Source organism: Nocardioides sp. NBC_00850, from assembly GCF_045207335.1.
Lineage (GTDB): Bacteria > Actinomycetota > Actinomycetes > Propionibacteriales > Nocardioidaceae > Nocardioides.
The window spans coordinates 4,005,375-4,018,813 of the sequence record NZ_CP108845.1; the positions used below are offsets into that span (position 1 = coordinate 4,005,375).

The 13,439-nt window shown below is 69.0% G+C and carries 18 protein-coding genes; 11 read left to right on the forward strand and 7 right to left on the reverse strand.

Annotation, left to right across the window (positions count from 1 at the left end):
* Positions 1 to 37: 37 nt before the first annotated feature.
* Together OH802_RS19455 and OH802_RS19460 are read left to right on the forward strand one after the other, a co-directional pair.
* A complete protein-coding gene (locus tag OH802_RS19455) occupies positions 38 to 508 on the forward strand; it encodes a VOC family protein (RefSeq protein ID WP_406021184.1) in 471 nt (156 codons plus the stop codon).
* A 21-nt stretch (positions 509 to 529) separates the two neighbouring features.
* Entirely contained in the window at positions 530 to 1,012 is a 483-nt protein-coding gene (locus OH802_RS19460; protein ID WP_406021186.1) for a GNAT family N-acetyltransferase, read from the forward strand.
* A 34-nt stretch (positions 1,013 to 1,046) separates the two neighbouring features.
* On the opposite strand, the gene OH802_RS19465 is transcribed toward OH802_RS19460, so the two are convergent.
* On the reverse strand, positions 1,047 to 1,679 hold the full coding sequence (locus OH802_RS19465) for a class I SAM-dependent methyltransferase (protein ID WP_406021188.1): 633 nt from the start codon (positions 1,677 to 1,679) through the stop codon (positions 1,047 to 1,049).
* Positions 1,680 to 1,753: 74 nt separating this feature from the next.
* On the opposite strand from OH802_RS19465, the gene OH802_RS19470 reads away from it, so the two are divergent.
* Positions 1,754 to 2,248 (forward strand): GNAT family N-acetyltransferase, encoded by a 495-nt coding sequence (locus OH802_RS19470; RefSeq protein ID WP_355021441.1) that lies wholly within the window; start codon positions 1,754 to 1,756, stop codon positions 2,246 to 2,248.
* A 13-nt stretch (positions 2,249 to 2,261) separates the two neighbouring features.
* On the forward strand, positions 2,262 to 3,032 hold the full coding sequence (gene ddaH, locus OH802_RS19475) for a dimethylargininase (RefSeq protein ID WP_406021190.1): 771 nt from the start codon (positions 2,262 to 2,264) through the stop codon (positions 3,030 to 3,032).
* Here the strand turns inward: ddaH and OH802_RS19480 are convergent.
* Positions 3,023 to 4,396 carry a lipase family protein gene (locus tag OH802_RS19480; RefSeq protein ID WP_406021193.1) on the reverse strand — a complete coding sequence of 458 codons (1,374 nt, stop codon included), beginning with the start codon at positions 4,394 to 4,396 and terminating at the stop codon, positions 3,023 to 3,025. The two genes, ddaH and OH802_RS19480, sit on opposite strands and share 10 nt — an antisense overlap.
* Positions 4,397 to 4,514: 118 nt before the next feature.
* Entirely contained in the window at positions 4,515 to 5,129 is a 615-nt protein-coding gene (locus OH802_RS19485; RefSeq protein WP_406021195.1) for a GyrI-like domain-containing protein, read from the reverse strand.
* A gap of 81 nt (positions 5,130 to 5,210) precedes the next feature.
* On the opposite strand from OH802_RS19485, the gene OH802_RS19490 reads away from it, so the two are divergent.
* Together OH802_RS19490 and OH802_RS19495 are read left to right on the forward strand one after the other, a co-directional pair.
* Complete coding sequence (locus OH802_RS19490; protein WP_406021197.1) at positions 5,211 to 5,612, forward strand: MmcQ/YjbR family DNA-binding protein; 402 nt, start codon at positions 5,211 to 5,213, stop codon at positions 5,610 to 5,612.
* Positions 5,609 to 6,121 carry a putative immunity protein gene (locus tag OH802_RS19495; protein WP_406021199.1) on the forward strand — a complete coding sequence of 171 codons (513 nt, stop codon included), beginning with the start codon at positions 5,609 to 5,611 and terminating at the stop codon, positions 6,119 to 6,121. Before OH802_RS19490 ends, OH802_RS19495 begins: the two co-directional genes overlap by 4 nt.
* Before the next feature lie 7 nt (positions 6,122 to 6,128).
* Here the strand turns inward: OH802_RS19495 and OH802_RS19500 are convergent, their stop codons facing one another.
* Positions 6,129 to 7,361: a low temperature requirement protein A gene (locus tag OH802_RS19500; RefSeq protein ID WP_406021201.1), complete on the reverse strand. Its 1,233-nt coding sequence runs from the start codon at positions 7,359 to 7,361 to the stop codon at positions 6,129 to 6,131.
* Positions 7,362 to 7,620: 259 nt separating this feature from the next.
* Here OH802_RS19500 and OH802_RS19505 point away from each other — a divergent pair, with 259 nt between their 5' ends.
* Positions 7,621 to 7,977 (forward strand): TraR/DksA family transcriptional regulator, encoded by a 357-nt coding sequence (locus OH802_RS19505; protein WP_406021203.1) that lies wholly within the window; start codon positions 7,621 to 7,623, stop codon positions 7,975 to 7,977.
* Here OH802_RS19505 and OH802_RS19510 read toward each other — a convergent pair.
* Positions 7,974 to 8,147: a hypothetical protein gene (locus OH802_RS19510; protein WP_406021205.1), complete on the reverse strand. Its 174-nt coding sequence runs from the start codon at positions 8,145 to 8,147 to the stop codon at positions 7,974 to 7,976. The two genes, OH802_RS19505 and OH802_RS19510, sit on opposite strands and share 4 nt — an antisense overlap.
* A 62-nt stretch (positions 8,148 to 8,209) precedes the next feature.
* On the opposite strand from OH802_RS19510, the gene OH802_RS19515 reads away from it, so the two are divergent.
* Entirely contained in the window at positions 8,210 to 8,512 is a 303-nt protein-coding gene (locus OH802_RS19515) for a hypothetical protein (protein ID WP_406021207.1), read from the forward strand.
* A 59-nt stretch (positions 8,513 to 8,571) separates the two neighbouring features.
* Complete coding sequence (locus OH802_RS19520) at positions 8,572 to 8,961, forward strand: DUF1304 domain-containing protein (RefSeq protein ID WP_406021209.1); 390 nt, start codon at positions 8,572 to 8,574, stop codon at positions 8,959 to 8,961.
* Here OH802_RS19520 and OH802_RS19525 read toward each other — a convergent pair.
* On the reverse strand, positions 8,942 to 9,940 hold the full coding sequence (locus OH802_RS19525) for an alpha/beta fold hydrolase (protein WP_406021211.1): 999 nt from the start codon (positions 9,938 to 9,940) through the stop codon (positions 8,942 to 8,944). The two genes, OH802_RS19520 and OH802_RS19525, sit on opposite strands and share 20 nt — an antisense overlap.
* Before the next feature lie 84 nt (positions 9,941 to 10,024).
* Between OH802_RS19525 and OH802_RS19530 the strand changes: the two genes are divergently transcribed.
* Positions 10,025 to 11,038, forward strand: coding sequence for a tyrosine-type recombinase/integrase (locus tag OH802_RS19530; protein WP_406021213.1), 1,014 nt, complete (start codon positions 10,025 to 10,027; stop codon positions 11,036 to 11,038).
* A 9-nt stretch (positions 11,039 to 11,047) separates the two neighbouring features.
* Here OH802_RS19530 and OH802_RS19535 read toward each other — a convergent pair whose 3' ends face one another.
* Positions 11,048 to 11,887: a class I SAM-dependent methyltransferase gene (locus OH802_RS19535; RefSeq protein ID WP_406021215.1), complete on the reverse strand. Its 840-nt coding sequence runs from the start codon at positions 11,885 to 11,887 to the stop codon at positions 11,048 to 11,050.
* Positions 11,888 to 12,097: 210 nt separating this feature from the next.
* Here OH802_RS19535 and OH802_RS19540 point away from each other — a divergent pair, with 210 nt between their 5' ends.
* The gene (locus tag OH802_RS19540; protein WP_406021217.1) at positions 12,098 to 13,366 is read left to right on the forward strand and encodes an FAD-binding oxidoreductase; all 1,269 of its coding nucleotides are present in this window, start codon (positions 12,098 to 12,100) and stop codon (positions 13,364 to 13,366) included.
* Positions 13,367 to 13,439: the final 73 nt, after the last annotated feature.

The window sequence follows — 13,439 nt, forward strand, 5'->3', positions numbered from 1 at the left end:
GACGCCGACCGTCCTGTTTCGGTGTCATGGTGGAGCCATGGCACTCGAGACCCGCACCTTCCAGGTCACCTTCGACGCGCACGACCCACGCGCGCTCTCCACGTTCTGGCGTGATGTCCTCGGCTACGTCCACCCGGGTCCACCGGGGGTCGACGTCCCCGAGGGCAGCGACCCGCTGGATGCGTGGGACGAGTTCCTCGCTCGCGTCGGCGTGCCGGAAGACCAGCGCAACAACGCCTCGGCGATCGAGGATCCCGCAGGCACCGGTCCGCGCGTCTTCTTCCAGCGCGTGCCGGAGTCGAAGACCGCCAAGAACCGCGTGCACCTCGACGTCCGGGCCGCTCCCGGGCTGCAGGGTGAGGACCGGATGGCCGCACTCGAGGCGGAGTGCGAGCGCGTCGTCGCGCTGGGCGCCACCCGCGTACGCCGCTTCGAGCCCGACCCGCCGATGAGCCTCGGCTTCATCGTCATGCAGGACCCCGAGGGAAACGAGTGGTGTCTCGACTGAACTTCTCCCTATCCTCCGGGCATGAGGATCAGGGCGGCTGTAGTCGGTGACGCCGAGGCGTTGACCGACCTCCATCTCGACGTGTGGGAGGAGGCGTACTCCGGCCTGATGCCCGACCGGATCTTCGCCGAACGGAGATCTCTGCGGTCGGTGAGGGTCGATCGCTGGCGTACGAACATCGAGACCGGTCCGATCTCCAACCTGGTGGTTGAGGGCGACGAGCCGGGGCGACTGCTGGGCTTCGCCAGCTCCGGGCCCGCTCGCGAGCATGACCCGGGGTTGCCACCGCTCGAGCTCTCCGCCCTCTATGTCCGCTCGGAGAGGTATGGCACCGGTCTTGGCCATGCACTGTTCGAGGTCGCCGTCGGGGGTTCCGCGGCGTACCTCTGGGTACTCGACGGCAACCAGCGCGCAACGGCGTTCTACGAACGCCAGGGCTTCCGGTTCGACGGCGAGAGCAAGGCCGACCTCGTCGGCATCGAGCGCAGGATGGTCCGCGACTGAGGACCCTGCCCTCGGCGTGAAAGGAATTTTTCTTTCACGCCGGTAGGGCGCGGCGGGCGAGCAGGGTCGAGTCGTCGATCTGGACCGGGACGCCGTCGCGGATGGTCAAGCGGGGGCGCTGCTCGACGACGATCGGCTCGAAGCCGTCTGGGAGGCCGGGGACCAGGTCTGAGGCGAGGAACATCGCGTTGTGATGGCCATGGCGCGCGAAGACCTCGGAGGGCGCGTGGCCGACGACGAGGAGGTGGCCCCCGGGAGCGACCGCGGTGGCCAAGCGGCCGGCGACGTCGACCATGCTCCCGTCCGGGGTGTGCAGGAAGTGGCAGGTGACCAGGTCGAACTGCCGGCCCTCGGCGTCGAAGGTGCGCGCGTCGAGCTGCCACCAGGACGTACGGTCCGCGACCCCGGCGTTCTCGGCATGTCGCCTCGCCCGGGCCAGCCCGTTGGCCGAGAAGTCGGCGCCGGTGACCGTCCAGCCCTGCTGCGCGAGCCAGATGACGTCGCCGCCCTCGCCGCAGCCGACGTCGAGCGCCGTGCCGGGCGTCAGCTCGGAGACCTCGGCGACGAGCTGGGGGTTCGGGTTGCCGCTCCAGACCTTCTCCTCGCCGGCGTAGCGCTCCTCCCACGACTCCGGCTCGAACATCCTGCGGTCCTCGTCCTCGCTCATGGTGCTCAATCTATCCGCCGCCACAGTCAAAACCCGGTGCGTTCGGAGCATGCCGTGTGGTTGCATCGCCGGCGATGATCACGCTGAGCGAACCACCTCGCCTGGTCCGTCCGACGACGGCCGTACGCACCTCCTATCTCACCGGCGAACAGGCCGACTGCCTCCTGCGCGGCACCGACACCGACTGGCTCGGACCGGCCAGCAAGGACTTCGACGCGTTCGTCGCCGCCCGGGACCACGACAAGGAGCGCTGGGACGTGATGTCGACGGTCTACTGGTACGTCTCCGAGGAGCACTATCTCGGCACCCTCGTCGTGCGCCACACGCTGACCCCCGAGCTCGCCGTCGACGGCGGTCACATCGGCTACCACGTCGTCGCCCCGTGGCGGCGCCAGGGCCACGCGACCCGGATGCTCGAGCTCGGCCTCGAGAAGGCCCGCGAGCACGGCGTATCCCGTGCCCTGCTCACCTGTGTCCCCTCCAACGAGCCGTCCCGGCGGGTGATCGAGAAGAACGGGGGCGTGCTCGACGAGCAGCTCGGCAACGAGCTCCGGTTCTGGATCGGGTAGGGATACTTCACCCATGCACGCTCTCGTACGCCGCCCCTCGCCCCGCCTCGCCGAGGGGCTCGTCACCCACATCGAGCGGAGCCCGGTCGACGTCGGCCTCGCCCACGAGCAGTGGGAGGCGTACGTCGCCGCGATGCGCTCCGCCGGCTGGACCACCCACGAGGTCGATCCCGCCGAAGACTGCCCGGACTCGGTCTTCGTCGAGGACACGATGGTCGTCTTCGCGGACCTGGCCGTGATCAGCCGGCCGGGTGCGCTGGAGCGGCGCCCGGAGATCGACGCGGCCGAGGACGCCGTCCGCGCGCGGGGCTACCGGATCGCCCACATCGAGGCGCCCGGAACTCTCGACGGCGGCGACGTGCTCAAGCACGGGGACACCGTGTGGGTGGGGGAGGGCGGGCGTACGAACGCCGAGGGGATCGCCCAGCTCCGGGCACTGCTCGGACCCCTCGGCGCCGAGGTCGTCGCCGTCCCCCTCACGAAGGTGCTCCATCTCAAGTCGGCCGTCACCGCGCTGCCCGACGGCACCGTCATCGGCCACGAGCCGCTGGTCGACGACCCGAGCGTGTGGGGAGCCCGGTTCCTGCCGGTCCCCGAGGAATCGGGCTCCCACGTGGTCGTCCTCGACGACCACACGCTGCTGATGGCCGCCTCGGCACCGCTGAGCAGAGCGATGTTCGAGGAGCGCGGCTATACGGTCGTGCCGGTCGACATCTCCGAGTTCGAGAAGCTCGAAGGCTGCGTCACCTGCCTGTCCGTGCGGCTACGCGCGGCTCAGGGCTGAGCGGGCATCGTCGCGCAGTTGGATCCGGCGGCGACGCCCTTGACCCGGTCGGTGATCCAGTTGATCGCGGCGGTCTGGTCGACGAGCAGCGGGGTGACGTGGTTGGTGACCAGCCCGTCGCCGAGGTTGGGCAGGATGACCGCCTGGTAGGTCACCTTCGCTCCCCGACCACACCAGTCGACGGCCAGCTGCCGAGACTGCTCGTGCGGGACGATGTCGTCCTGGGTGCCGGTGGCCAGGCGTACCGGGATCCGCGGGGCCACGTGCCCGAGCTTCTGCTCGGAGATGATCGACCGCACCGCCGGCTCACGCTCGATGATGTCGTCGAGGCTCTCGCCGGTCGTGGTCCAGCTGGTGCTCCGCTGGAACGGGTAGCCGAAGATCCCGTCCGCGACGCACGCCGTCGAGAGGTCCTCCAGCGCAGCGTGGCCGGCCTCGTTGAGGTTCTCGTCCAGGATCGGCCGCAGCTCCGGGTTGGACTGGGCGAGACCGTTGATGGTCCAGGCCAGCGCAGCCACCAGCGCCGACCCGTCGATGCCGATCGCGGTCGCGCGCAGGTCGGCGGGCGGAGCGCCCACGTAGGCGCCGACGAGGTTGATCTCGGGAGCGTACGTCGGGGCGAGCTCGGAGGCCGATCCGGTCGCGCCACCGCCCTGGCTGTAGCCGTAGAGCGCGACCCGAGACCCGGCGGTCACCGATGCGTCCGAGACCTCGCGCGCTGCCCGCGCTGCGTCGAGGACGGCGTGACCTCCGTCGACGCGGTCGACATAGGTGTGGAGCCGGTCGGTGGCGCCCAGGCCGACGTAGTCGGTGACCATGACCGCCACGCCGCGCGCCAGGAGACGGTAGATCCCGATGTCCTCGTAGCCCACCGAGACGGTCTTGCCGTTGAAGAGGATCGGGCGCTCCAGGCCGAGCGAGGCCGAGCACTGGTCGCCCTGGCCCATGGTGCCGGGAGCGACGACCACGAGCGGCCGGTCGCCGGCACCGCTCCAGGCCGCGAACGGCTCGATGTAGGCGCCGGTCACCGCGGCCGGGGAGCCGTTGTTGTCGGTCGTCTTGTACATGACCCGGGTCGCGGTGCCGGGCAGCGAGCCGATGCCCGGGATCGAGAGGCCGACGCCGAGGGGGAGGGGCTCGGTGCGTACGAGCGCACCGTCGGCGTCAGGAAGCGTTGCCGGTGGGTTGTAGAACTCCGGGATCTCGACGCCGCGGGAGACGACGGCGGTGCTCTGGTCGGCGGCCTCGGCCGGCGCGGCCAGGGCGGTGGGCATGACGGCGGCGACGGCCAGAGCCGTCACCAGGGTGCGTACGGCGTGCCTGCCGGGACGCTTCACGAACAGCCTCGATGCGTGCTGAGCCATGGGGGGACTCTCCTCACGTAGGCGGGACCGCTGCGTCCCGAGTTACTGAAGAGTAATGTGAGCGCCGTCACGCTGACAAGGGTTTCAGTCCACACTTGTACACCGAGATTCGCGGAGCCTACGAGGCGACCGGCTGACGCAGGATCGTCCGAAGCTTCGCGGGCTCCACCCGCCGCGGGTCACCCAGATAGATCTCGTGGTGCTTCCCGGTCATCCGCAGCCCGTTCTCGGGGATGAACCGCTCGTGCAGCTCCTCGAGCACCGGCCCCTCGTCGTCGTAGGACCCGATGTGCAGCGTCTGCACGCAGGTGCCTTCCGCGAGCGTCTCCAGGCGTACCTCGCCCAGGCTCGCCGGGCGGTCCTTGGCGCCGACCTTCGCGACCGCCTCGTCGAACATCTGTGCGGTGACCCAGTCGGGCGTCATGATCATCGCGGTCCAGTCCCAGCGCGACTTGTCGCGTGCCCGGGTGAACGCGTCCATGTCCTCGGCCCACCACAGCGCTTCCAGCGGCGGCACCACATAGTCGCGGCCCTCGTTCTTGCTGGCGAACTTCAGCTTGTACGCCACCGGGTAGAGCGCCGCGAGCGCATCGGCGTACTCCTGGGAGGTGTTGGGATCACCGTGCCCGTCGACCATCAGGTAGGGGAGCGGTGGCACCTCGAGCACCCGGAACTCACCCTGACGTGCCCGATAGCTGTCGAGCGTCCTCTTCAGATCCACCTTCGCCGCCATGAGGTCATGATGTCGCGGTGGCGAGGCCGATGGGCGCGAAACTCGGGTGCCGTCGGGGGAGTCTGCGCCTACGCTCCGAACATGGCAACCGTGGCGGACGTCCGCTGGCTCGGCTCGAGCCTGGAGCGGTCCTACGAGGTCTTCGTACGCGGCCGGCTGAAGTTCCGGGTCGGCTCGATCGTCTATGTCGCCTTCTCCCTGGACGAGACCGAGATGGGGTTCGGCTTCCCGAAGGAGGAGCGCGCCGCACTGGTCGCCAGCGCGCCCGACAAGTTCCACCTGCCCCGTGAGTCGGAGATGCGGTTCAACTGGGTGGAGTCGTCCCTGGCCGCGCTCGACCCGGTCGAGGCGTGTGAGTTCGTCGTCGACGCCTGGCGCCTGTGCGTCCCGAAGAAGGTCTCCGCCGCCTACGACCTCACTCATCCCGACGGCCCCGGACCGGACCGTCCAGAGACCGGGCCCGAGACCGGGGGAGAGCGATGATCCTGGCCAAGGAACGCGACCCGCGCCTGATCACGGTCCGCCGAGGCGGCACGCTCACCGACGCCGACCACCAGCTGCTCGCGCTGTGGGCCGCGACCTGCGCAGAGCACGTCCTCCCGCTCTTCGAGGCGGAGTGCCCCGACGACGCGCGGCCGCGGGAGGCCATCGAGGCCGCGCGCGCCTGGACCCGCGGTGAGCTGAAGATGATGGAGGCTCGTGCACTCGGCGGTCACGCGATGGGCGCGGCCCGGCCCTTGCGTGGGGCCGCCCGCAACGCCGCCTACGCCGCCGGACAGGCCGGCGTGGTAGCCCATGTCGCGGCCCACGACCTGGGCGCGGCGGCGTACGCCATCAAGGCCGTACGCGACGCCGCGCCACCCGGCGAGGCCATCGAGACCGGGCGCCGGGAGTGCCGCTGGCAGCGCGAGCAGCTCCCGGAGCCCATCCGCGAGCTCGTCCTCGACGACCAGCGAATCCGCAACGAGATCTGCTGGTCGGTCTTCGACTGAGGACGTCTCAGAGAGCCTCGACATCGGCGGCAACGTGGCGATAGCCCCACGATTCGAAGACGACGACCGTCACGTACGGCGCAGCGGCGATGATCAGCAGCGACCAGCCGAGCGAGACACCAGCTGTTGCCGCGACCACCCCGAGCGCCAGGACCGCGACCATGCCGAGGGCCAGGTTGACGTGCAGCATGTCGACGCGCCCCATCAGCGATGAGTAGATGCCGAAGTAGGCGATCGTGAAGACTCCCAGCGGGATCGCGACCGAGAGCACCGCCCCGAGCACGCCGATGGTCGCCTCGCCCTCCATGACGTACGCCGCCACATGGATGCCACCGCCGAAGGCTGCCACCGAGGCGAAGATGATGATATGGCCGTAGGCGAAGATCCAGGCCCGTTGTCGATGGCGCTCGATGAAGTGCGCGAACGGAATGATGTAGTAGTCCCACCAGATCCCGAAGGCCAACAGTGTGCCGGCGACCACGAGCAGGATCGACTCCTGCGACCAGCCGACATGCTCGACCGCCGAGGCCACTGCCGCGACTGTTCCGAGGATGACCTCGCCCAGCGTGATGATGAGCAGCAGCCCGTAGCGCTCCGCGATGTGCTCGGCATTCCAGGGCATGCCCCAGCGGCGTTTGGCGTAGATCGGGCCGATCATCTCGATGCCGTAGAAGACGACCGACGCGAGCACTACCAGGGCCACCGAGCTCGTCTGAGCCACCGCGAGGCACACCCAGCCGATCTGCGCGACAAGGATCGAACCAGCGTAGGTGAGCGCAGTATTACGGTAGGCGGGGGATTGCGACGCAGCCCGGAGCCACTGGGCGACCATCGCGACGCGCATCACGATGTAGCCCCCGACCAGGACGCGGTTGTCGAGCACTCCGCCGTGGTCGATCGACTCGAACAACGGCGCGACGCCGAGAGCCACAACGATGGCGCCGGCCATCTGCACGATCGTGAGAGCGCGGAAGACCCAGTCGTCGGTGTCGAACCCGGAGGCGAACCACGCGAAGTTGATCCATGCCCAGCAGATCGCCACGACGGTGAACAGGAACCCGCCGATCGCGGGCCCCAGGTGCTCCTCGGCGACCAGGTGAGCGAACGCGTTGCCGGCTTGCGCGAACGCGACGACGAACGCAAGGTCGAACAGCAACTCCAGGGGAGTGGCGGAGCGGCCCTCCTCGTCGGGGTCGCGCCCGCTCATCCGCATCAGCCGATGAGGTTGCACCACGGTCATGGCGAAGATCTTGCCACCACGGCGCCGTCGCGGCGAGAGGGTCAGGCCGACAGACGACCCTGGACAACCAGGCTCCAAGCCAGACATCCGAACGCGGCGGTCGTCGTGAGGGTCCGTACGACGTTCCAGCGGACCCATCTCGCCTCGTCGAACGCCGCGCGGACCTGGCCGAGATCGGCGATCCGGTCCCGGTGATCCGGCCGCCTTGAGCGCATCGTTGAGCGGGAGATCGACCGCGATTCGGATTACCGTCGACCACATGGATCAACCGCGCGAACGGCTCGAGGCGGAGCGCCGGCAGACGCTCGCGCGCCTGGCGGACCTCAGCGACGACTTCGACGCCGTCGTCGCGGCCTCGCGCGACACCAACGCCGACGACGAGCACGATCCCGAGGGCGCCACGATCGCCTTCGAGCGGTCCCAGGTCCAGGCGCTCGTACGTCAGGCCCGCGAGCATCTCGCCGAGATCGACGCGGCGCTGGGGCGCGTGAGCGCGGGCACGTACGGGAACTGTGAGGACTGCGGCCTGCCCATCGGCGCGGGCCGCCTCGAGGCGCGCCCGGTGGCGCGCACGTGCATCAGCTGTGCCGGGAAGCCGAGGGAACGGCTGCGCTAGCGGCGATGCCGACCGGGCTGGTCACGCATCTCGACGAGATCGTCGTGGATCCGGCGTGCACGCCGTCTCTCCAGCCTCGCCACCAGGAAACCGGCTGTGGCCGCGAGCACCATCAGGACCAGGAGCACCAGCACCGTGGCGCCCACCATGTCCAGGACGGAACTCGTCATTGCGGGCAGGTACCCGATGTCGCCTGCGTTCATGCGCGAGGCTCTTGGATACGGTGGCCGTCATGTCAGGTGAACCCGAAGACTCGATCCGCCTGTGCTGCCTCCTGTGGGCGCGCGGGGGAGAGGCCGAGGCCCTCCACGCCTACGAGGACCGTGTCCTGAGGCTGATCTCGGAGCACGGCGGGGAAGTGGTGCACCGGGCGATCGCCGACGACGCGCCCGGGCAGCCCGACGAGGTCCAGCTCTTCCGGTTCCCGGACCAGGCCTCGCTGGACGCCTACATGAACGACGAGCGGCGTACGGCACTCAGCGCCGAGCGCGACGCGGCCGTCGCGCGCACCGAGGTGTTCCCGGTTCGGTTCTGAGGATCCGTTACTGTCAGCCTCATCTGGTGCTCGAGCACCCAACCCGGAAGAGGTCTGTGATGGTCGTTGCTGGATTGGTGCTCGCCGCCCTGGCCGCCCTGGTGCACGTCTACATCTTCGTCATGGAGTCGTTGACCTGGACGAGCCCCAAGACGCGGGCGGTGTTCGGGATCGGCGCCGAGGAGGCCGAGGCGACCAAGGAGCTGGCCTTCAACCAGGGCTTCTACAACCTGTTCCTCGCCATCGTCACCGCGGTCGGCATCGTCCTGTACCCGGTGTGCTCCGCAGCGGTCGGCTCGGCTCTGGTCTTCGCCGGAGCCGGCTCGATGGCGGCTGCCGCGGCAGTGCTGTTCATCTCCTCGCCCGACAAGCGCAGCGCGGCTCTCAAGCAGGGCGTCATCCCGCTGCTCGCCGTCGTCGCCCTGGCGATCAGCGTGGCTCTGAGCTAGCCAGGAACTCGAGCAGGAGCTGGTTGGTCTCCTCGGGGCGCTCCTGCTGGACCCAGTGTCCACACCGGGGGAGTACCACCGAGCGAGTGAGGCCCGGCAGGGTCTGGTCGAAGCGTTCGATCTGGCGGCGGCCGGTGATCGCGGGCCCGTCGTACTCGCCCGCGACGAAGAGCGACGGCACGGTGATCGGCACGTCGCCGAAGGCCGCGAGATCCTCCCAGTCGCGGTCGATGTTGCGGTAGCGCGCGAGCGGTCCGAAGAAGTCGGAGTCGGCGAACTCGCGCGCGTAGAAGTCGACATCGGCCCCGGTCAGCCACTCGGGCATCTCGGTGGGGTAGATGAACTGGTCCGAGAGCCGGTCGCCGCGTGGCACCAGCCCGAGCGCCCCGCGCGGATCCCCGCCGGCGGCGAGCACGCCGTCGCCCGAGATCGAGTAGTACATGCCGAGCAGCCAGCGGCGTACGTCGGGCAGGATCTCGGCCTCGACGACACCCGGGGTCTGGAAGTAGGAGATGTAGAAGTCTTCGTCGTCACCGCCGGCCTGTGCCATCGCCTCGGTGGGCCGACGGCGTCCGGAGGGGCTGAACGGCACCGACAGACCGGCTACGGCGGTGAAGACGTCCGGCCTCAGCTGAGTCGTTGTCCAGGCGATGGGAGCGCCCCAGTCGTGCCCGACGATGGTGGCCGTCTTCGCGCCCAACGTGTGCACCAGACCGACGTTGTCGCCGACATGGCGCAGCATCCGATAGTCCTCGATGGCACTCGGTTTCGAGGAGCCGCCGTAGCCGCGGACGTCGATCGCGACCGCCCGGTAGCCTGCGTCGGCGAGCGCGGCGATCTGGTGGCGCCAGGAGTACCAGGACTCCGGAAACCCGTGCACCAGGATCACGAGCCGGCCGTCCGCCGGCCCTGACTCCACCCAGTGCAGGTCGATTCCGTTGATGTGTTCGGTGCGGTGAGTTACAGCGGTGTCGGCCACGGCTGGAGTCTGCCACCTCGCCGGAATTCCGCGATAGTACCCCCTATCGCAGAAATGTTCGAAAAGACTGTAATATCGGGGGATGTGAGCGTACCTGACGATGGTGTGATGTTCGGCGACGTCGTCGAGGACTTCCTGACCGACCGGGCAACACTCACGCGTCGCGGACTCAACGACAAGTCCCGCAACGCCTACCGGCAGGACATCGCCGCCTGGGCACGGCAGCTGCATGTCGACGCGGGCGGCGAGCCTGATGCCGAGGTGCTGGCGCTGGTGCCGATCTCGGCGCTGACCGACCAGAACGTACGCATCGCCTACAGGTCGCTGCGGGAGAGCTCGGCCGCAGCGACCTGTCAGCGCCGCGTCGGCACGCTGCGGCTCTTCACCCACTGGCTGCAGCTCGAGGGACACCTGCTGGTGGATCCCACGTTGCGTATCGAGGCACCCGAGCGGCCCAGCCGGCTGCCGGCGGGCTGGAGCGTCGACGAGCTCCGCCGCCTGGCTCGGGTCGCTTCGACTCCGCGCGATGGCACCGACCGGCGCCGCTGGCCGGCTCGAGACCGGGCGATCTTCGCGGTGCTGGTCACCACCGGCGTACGCGCCGCGGAGCTGTGCGGTCTCACCATCGGCGCCATCCGGCGCGAGCCCGACGGCGAGACGCTGGTGCGGGTCATCGGCAAGGGCGACAAGCAGCGCAACCTGCCGCTGCCACCCGAGGCCGTGGATGCGGTCGACATCTACCTGGCCGAGCTGGAGGCCCGCTTCGGCGCTCGTGACGCGGGCGACAACCTGTTCGTGCTCACCTCGGGCAAGCAGCTGCGTCCTGGCGCGCTCAACCATCTGGTCGAGACCTGGATCCGCCTTGCCGGCGTCCCGAAGCAGCCTGGCGAAGCCGCGCACGCGTTTCGGCACAGCGCGGCCAAGGGACTGATCCGTTCCGGCGTACCGGTACCTGCGGTGCAGGGGTTGCTCGGTCACGAGGACCTCAAGACCACCGGGATCTATGTCAAGGCGACCGCCGCCGACACACGGGACGCCGTGCTGCTGTCACCGGCGCGCGAAGTGCTGCGAGAGACGGCTGTGCCACCGCCTTACTGAACGCGGCGCTCACACGCGTGGCTTGACCGCGCGGGTTGCGATGTAGGCGGACAGGTGCTGGGCCGTGACGTCTGCGTGATGCGGCGCTTCGCTGAGGTGGGTCAGGACGAACCCGGCCGCCAGCTGCCCGCCGATCTGCTCGGTCAGCGAGTGGCTGTACTCGATCGGGCCGCTTCCGTAGGCACGCATCCGGTCGGACTCGGAGAGGTCGAGCGAGCTGAACGGCAGCCGGTGACGCACCACCAGCTCCTGCCGGTCGAGCGCCACCTCGTCGAAGATGTAGACGTCCGGGTTCATGAATCCGACCATGAGCGTCCCGCCGGGGCGCAGCACGCGGAACGTTTCCTCCCAGACCGGCGTCAGGTCGGGACAGAACACGTTCGACACCGGGTTGACGATGACGTCGAAGCTGGCGTCGTCGAAGGCACCGAGGTCGCGCATGTCGCCGAGGACGGTACGAAGCTCCAGCCCGTCACGAGCGGCCACCTCGTCATCGCGCGCCAACTGCTTGGGCGAGTTGTCGAACACGGTCACCCTGGCGCCAGCTGCCGCGAGGACTGGACCTTGCTGGCCACCGCCGGAGGCAAGGCAGAGCACCCGAGCACCGGCAAGGTCGGACGGGAACCAATCACGCGGGATCGGTTCGTGACCGATCAGAACCACCGACCAGTCGCCTTGACGAGCCTTCGCGATGATCTCGGGACCAACCGGCCGAGACCATTCGTTGTCATTGTCGACCAGTTCGTCCCACGCGACGCGGTTGTGCGCGGTCGGGTCGAAGTCTTCAGTCACAACAGCGAACCCTAACGCCCCCTGTTTCGACCGCTGGCTTATTCGCCGATAATGCACATTATGTCAACTCACGTCGCCTTGGGTCCCCTCTCGCGACCGCTCCCGTGTACCGGAACTCGATGACGTGGCGTCGCCGGACTGGTTGCTGCGACTGCGGCGGATGACGCTGGCGTCATGACATCCATCGACGAACTTCGCAAACAAGTGACGCGGGTCATCGTGCCCGACGATCCAGACTACGAAACGGCTCGAGCCGTTTGGAACGGAATGATCGACCGTCGTCCGGCCGCCGTCGTGCCGGCCACAAACGTCAACGACGTCATCGCCGCAGTGAACTTCGCACGCGACGCAGGCCTGCCGCTGGCCGTACGTGGCGGCGGGCACAGCGCACCCGGTTACGGCACGATCGACGACGGCTTGGTCGTCGACCTGTCCCCCATGCGTTCCGTCGAGGTCGATGCCACCGCGCGAACCGCTCGCGTGGGCGGCGGCGCCACCTTGGCCGATCTCAACGAAGCCACCCATGCACATGGCCTCGCCGTGCCTGGCGGGATCGTGTCGACGACCGGCGTCGCCGGCCTCACGCTCGGCGGCGGCATCGGCTACCTCACGCGTGGTTTCGGTCTCTCGATCGACAGCCTTCGCTCAGCCGACGTCGTCACCGCAGACGGACAGCTCCGTCGCGCCAGCGAGTCCGAGAACCCCGACCTGTTCTGGGCGCTCCGGGGAGGCAGCGGCAACTTCGGGGTCGTCACGAGCTTCGAGTTCGACCTGCATCCTGTGGACCAGGTCGTCGTCGGACTCTTCTTCTACGAGCTGGAGCACGCCGGCGACCTGCTGCGGTTCTTCCGCACCTGGGTCCCCGAAGCCGACGAACGATACGGGGCCTTTCCGGCGTTCCAGGTGGCCCCTCCCCTCCCCTTCCTCCCGGAGGACCGCCACGGCGACACGCTCTGCGCCGCCGTCGTCCACTGGAGTGGGCCGGTCGAGGAGGGCGAGGCGGCGATGCAGCCGTTCCGTGACCTCGCGCCGCGCGTCGGCGAGATGGTCGGGCCGATGCCGTATCCGTGGCTCAACAGCGCGTTCGACGACCTGTTCCCCCGCGGCGTACGCAGCTACTGGAAGGGCAACTACGTCACCGAGCTGACCGACGAGGCGATCGAGGTGCACCTGGCCCACGGCCCGAAGGCGCCGAACGCGAGCTCGACGATGCACCTGTACTCGATCAACGGGGCTGCCTCCCGTGTCGGCGCGACGGACACCGCGTTCTCCTACCGCCACGCGACGTTCTCGACGGTCATCGTCTCCGCCTGGCCGGACGCCTCCGACGACGCCGCCAACATCGCGTGGGTCCGCGAGTACGCCGACGCGCTCACCCCGCACTCCGAGGCAGGCGGGTACGTGAACTTCATGTCCGACGACGACCAGGGCCGCGTCACCGACACCTATGGCAGCAACTACGCGCGACTCAGGAAGGTCAAGCAGGCCTACGACCCGGGAAACCTGTTCAGCCACAACCAGAACATCGCGCCCTGACCGCTGATCCCTGGATCCAGGACGAGGGCCGGGTGCGGCACCGCACGAGGCGGCACCGCACCCACGGAGTCAC

What these genes read in the sequence shown, in the direction of transcription:
- OH802_RS19465 (WP_406021188.1), bottom strand. Translation starts at nt 1,679, where the DNA reads ATGAGCGAGGACGAGGACCGCAGGATGTTCGAGCCGGAGTCGTGGGAG.
- OH802_RS19540 (WP_406021217.1), top strand. Translation starts at nt 12,098, where the DNA reads ATGATCGACCGTCGTCCGGCCGCCGTCGTGCCGGCCACAAACGTCAAC.
- OH802_RS19490 (WP_406021197.1), top strand. Translation starts at nt 5,211, where the DNA reads ATGGCAACCGTGGCGGACGTCCGCTGGCTCGGCTCGAGCCTGGAGCGG.
- OH802_RS19455 (WP_406021184.1), top strand. Translation starts at nt 38, where the DNA reads ATGGCACTCGAGACCCGCACCTTCCAGGTCACCTTCGACGCGCACGAC.
- OH802_RS19485 (WP_406021195.1), bottom strand. Translation starts at nt 5,129, where the DNA reads ATGGCGGCGAAGGTGGATCTGAAGAGGACGCTCGACAGCTATCGGGCA.
- OH802_RS19495 (WP_406021199.1), top strand. Translation starts at nt 5,609, where the DNA reads ATGATCCTGGCCAAGGAACGCGACCCGCGCCTGATCACGGTCCGCCGA.
- ddaH (WP_406021190.1), top strand. Translation starts at nt 2,262, where the DNA reads ATGCACGCTCTCGTACGCCGCCCCTCGCCCCGCCTCGCCGAGGGGCTC.
- OH802_RS19505 (WP_406021203.1), top strand. Translation starts at nt 7,621, where the DNA reads ATGGATCAACCGCGCGAACGGCTCGAGGCGGAGCGCCGGCAGACGCTC.
- OH802_RS19460 (WP_406021186.1), top strand. Translation starts at nt 530, where the DNA reads ATGAGGATCAGGGCGGCTGTAGTCGGTGACGCCGAGGCGTTGACCGAC.
- OH802_RS19515 (WP_406021207.1), top strand. Translation starts at nt 8,210, where the DNA reads ATGTCAGGTGAACCCGAAGACTCGATCCGCCTGTGCTGCCTCCTGTGG.
- OH802_RS19510 (WP_406021205.1), bottom strand. Translation starts at nt 8,147, where the DNA reads ATGACGAGTTCCGTCCTGGACATGGTGGGCGCCACGGTGCTGGTGCTC.
- OH802_RS19480 (WP_406021193.1), bottom strand. Translation starts at nt 4,396, where the DNA reads ATGGCTCAGCACGCATCGAGGCTGTTCGTGAAGCGTCCCGGCAGGCAC.
- OH802_RS19520 (WP_406021209.1), top strand. Translation starts at nt 8,572, where the DNA reads ATGGTCGTTGCTGGATTGGTGCTCGCCGCCCTGGCCGCCCTGGTGCAC.
- OH802_RS19470 (WP_355021441.1), top strand. Translation starts at nt 1,754, where the DNA reads ATGATCACGCTGAGCGAACCACCTCGCCTGGTCCGTCCGACGACGGCC.
- OH802_RS19500 (WP_406021201.1), bottom strand. Translation starts at nt 7,361, where the DNA reads ATGACCGTGGTGCAACCTCATCGGCTGATGCGGATGAGCGGGCGCGAC.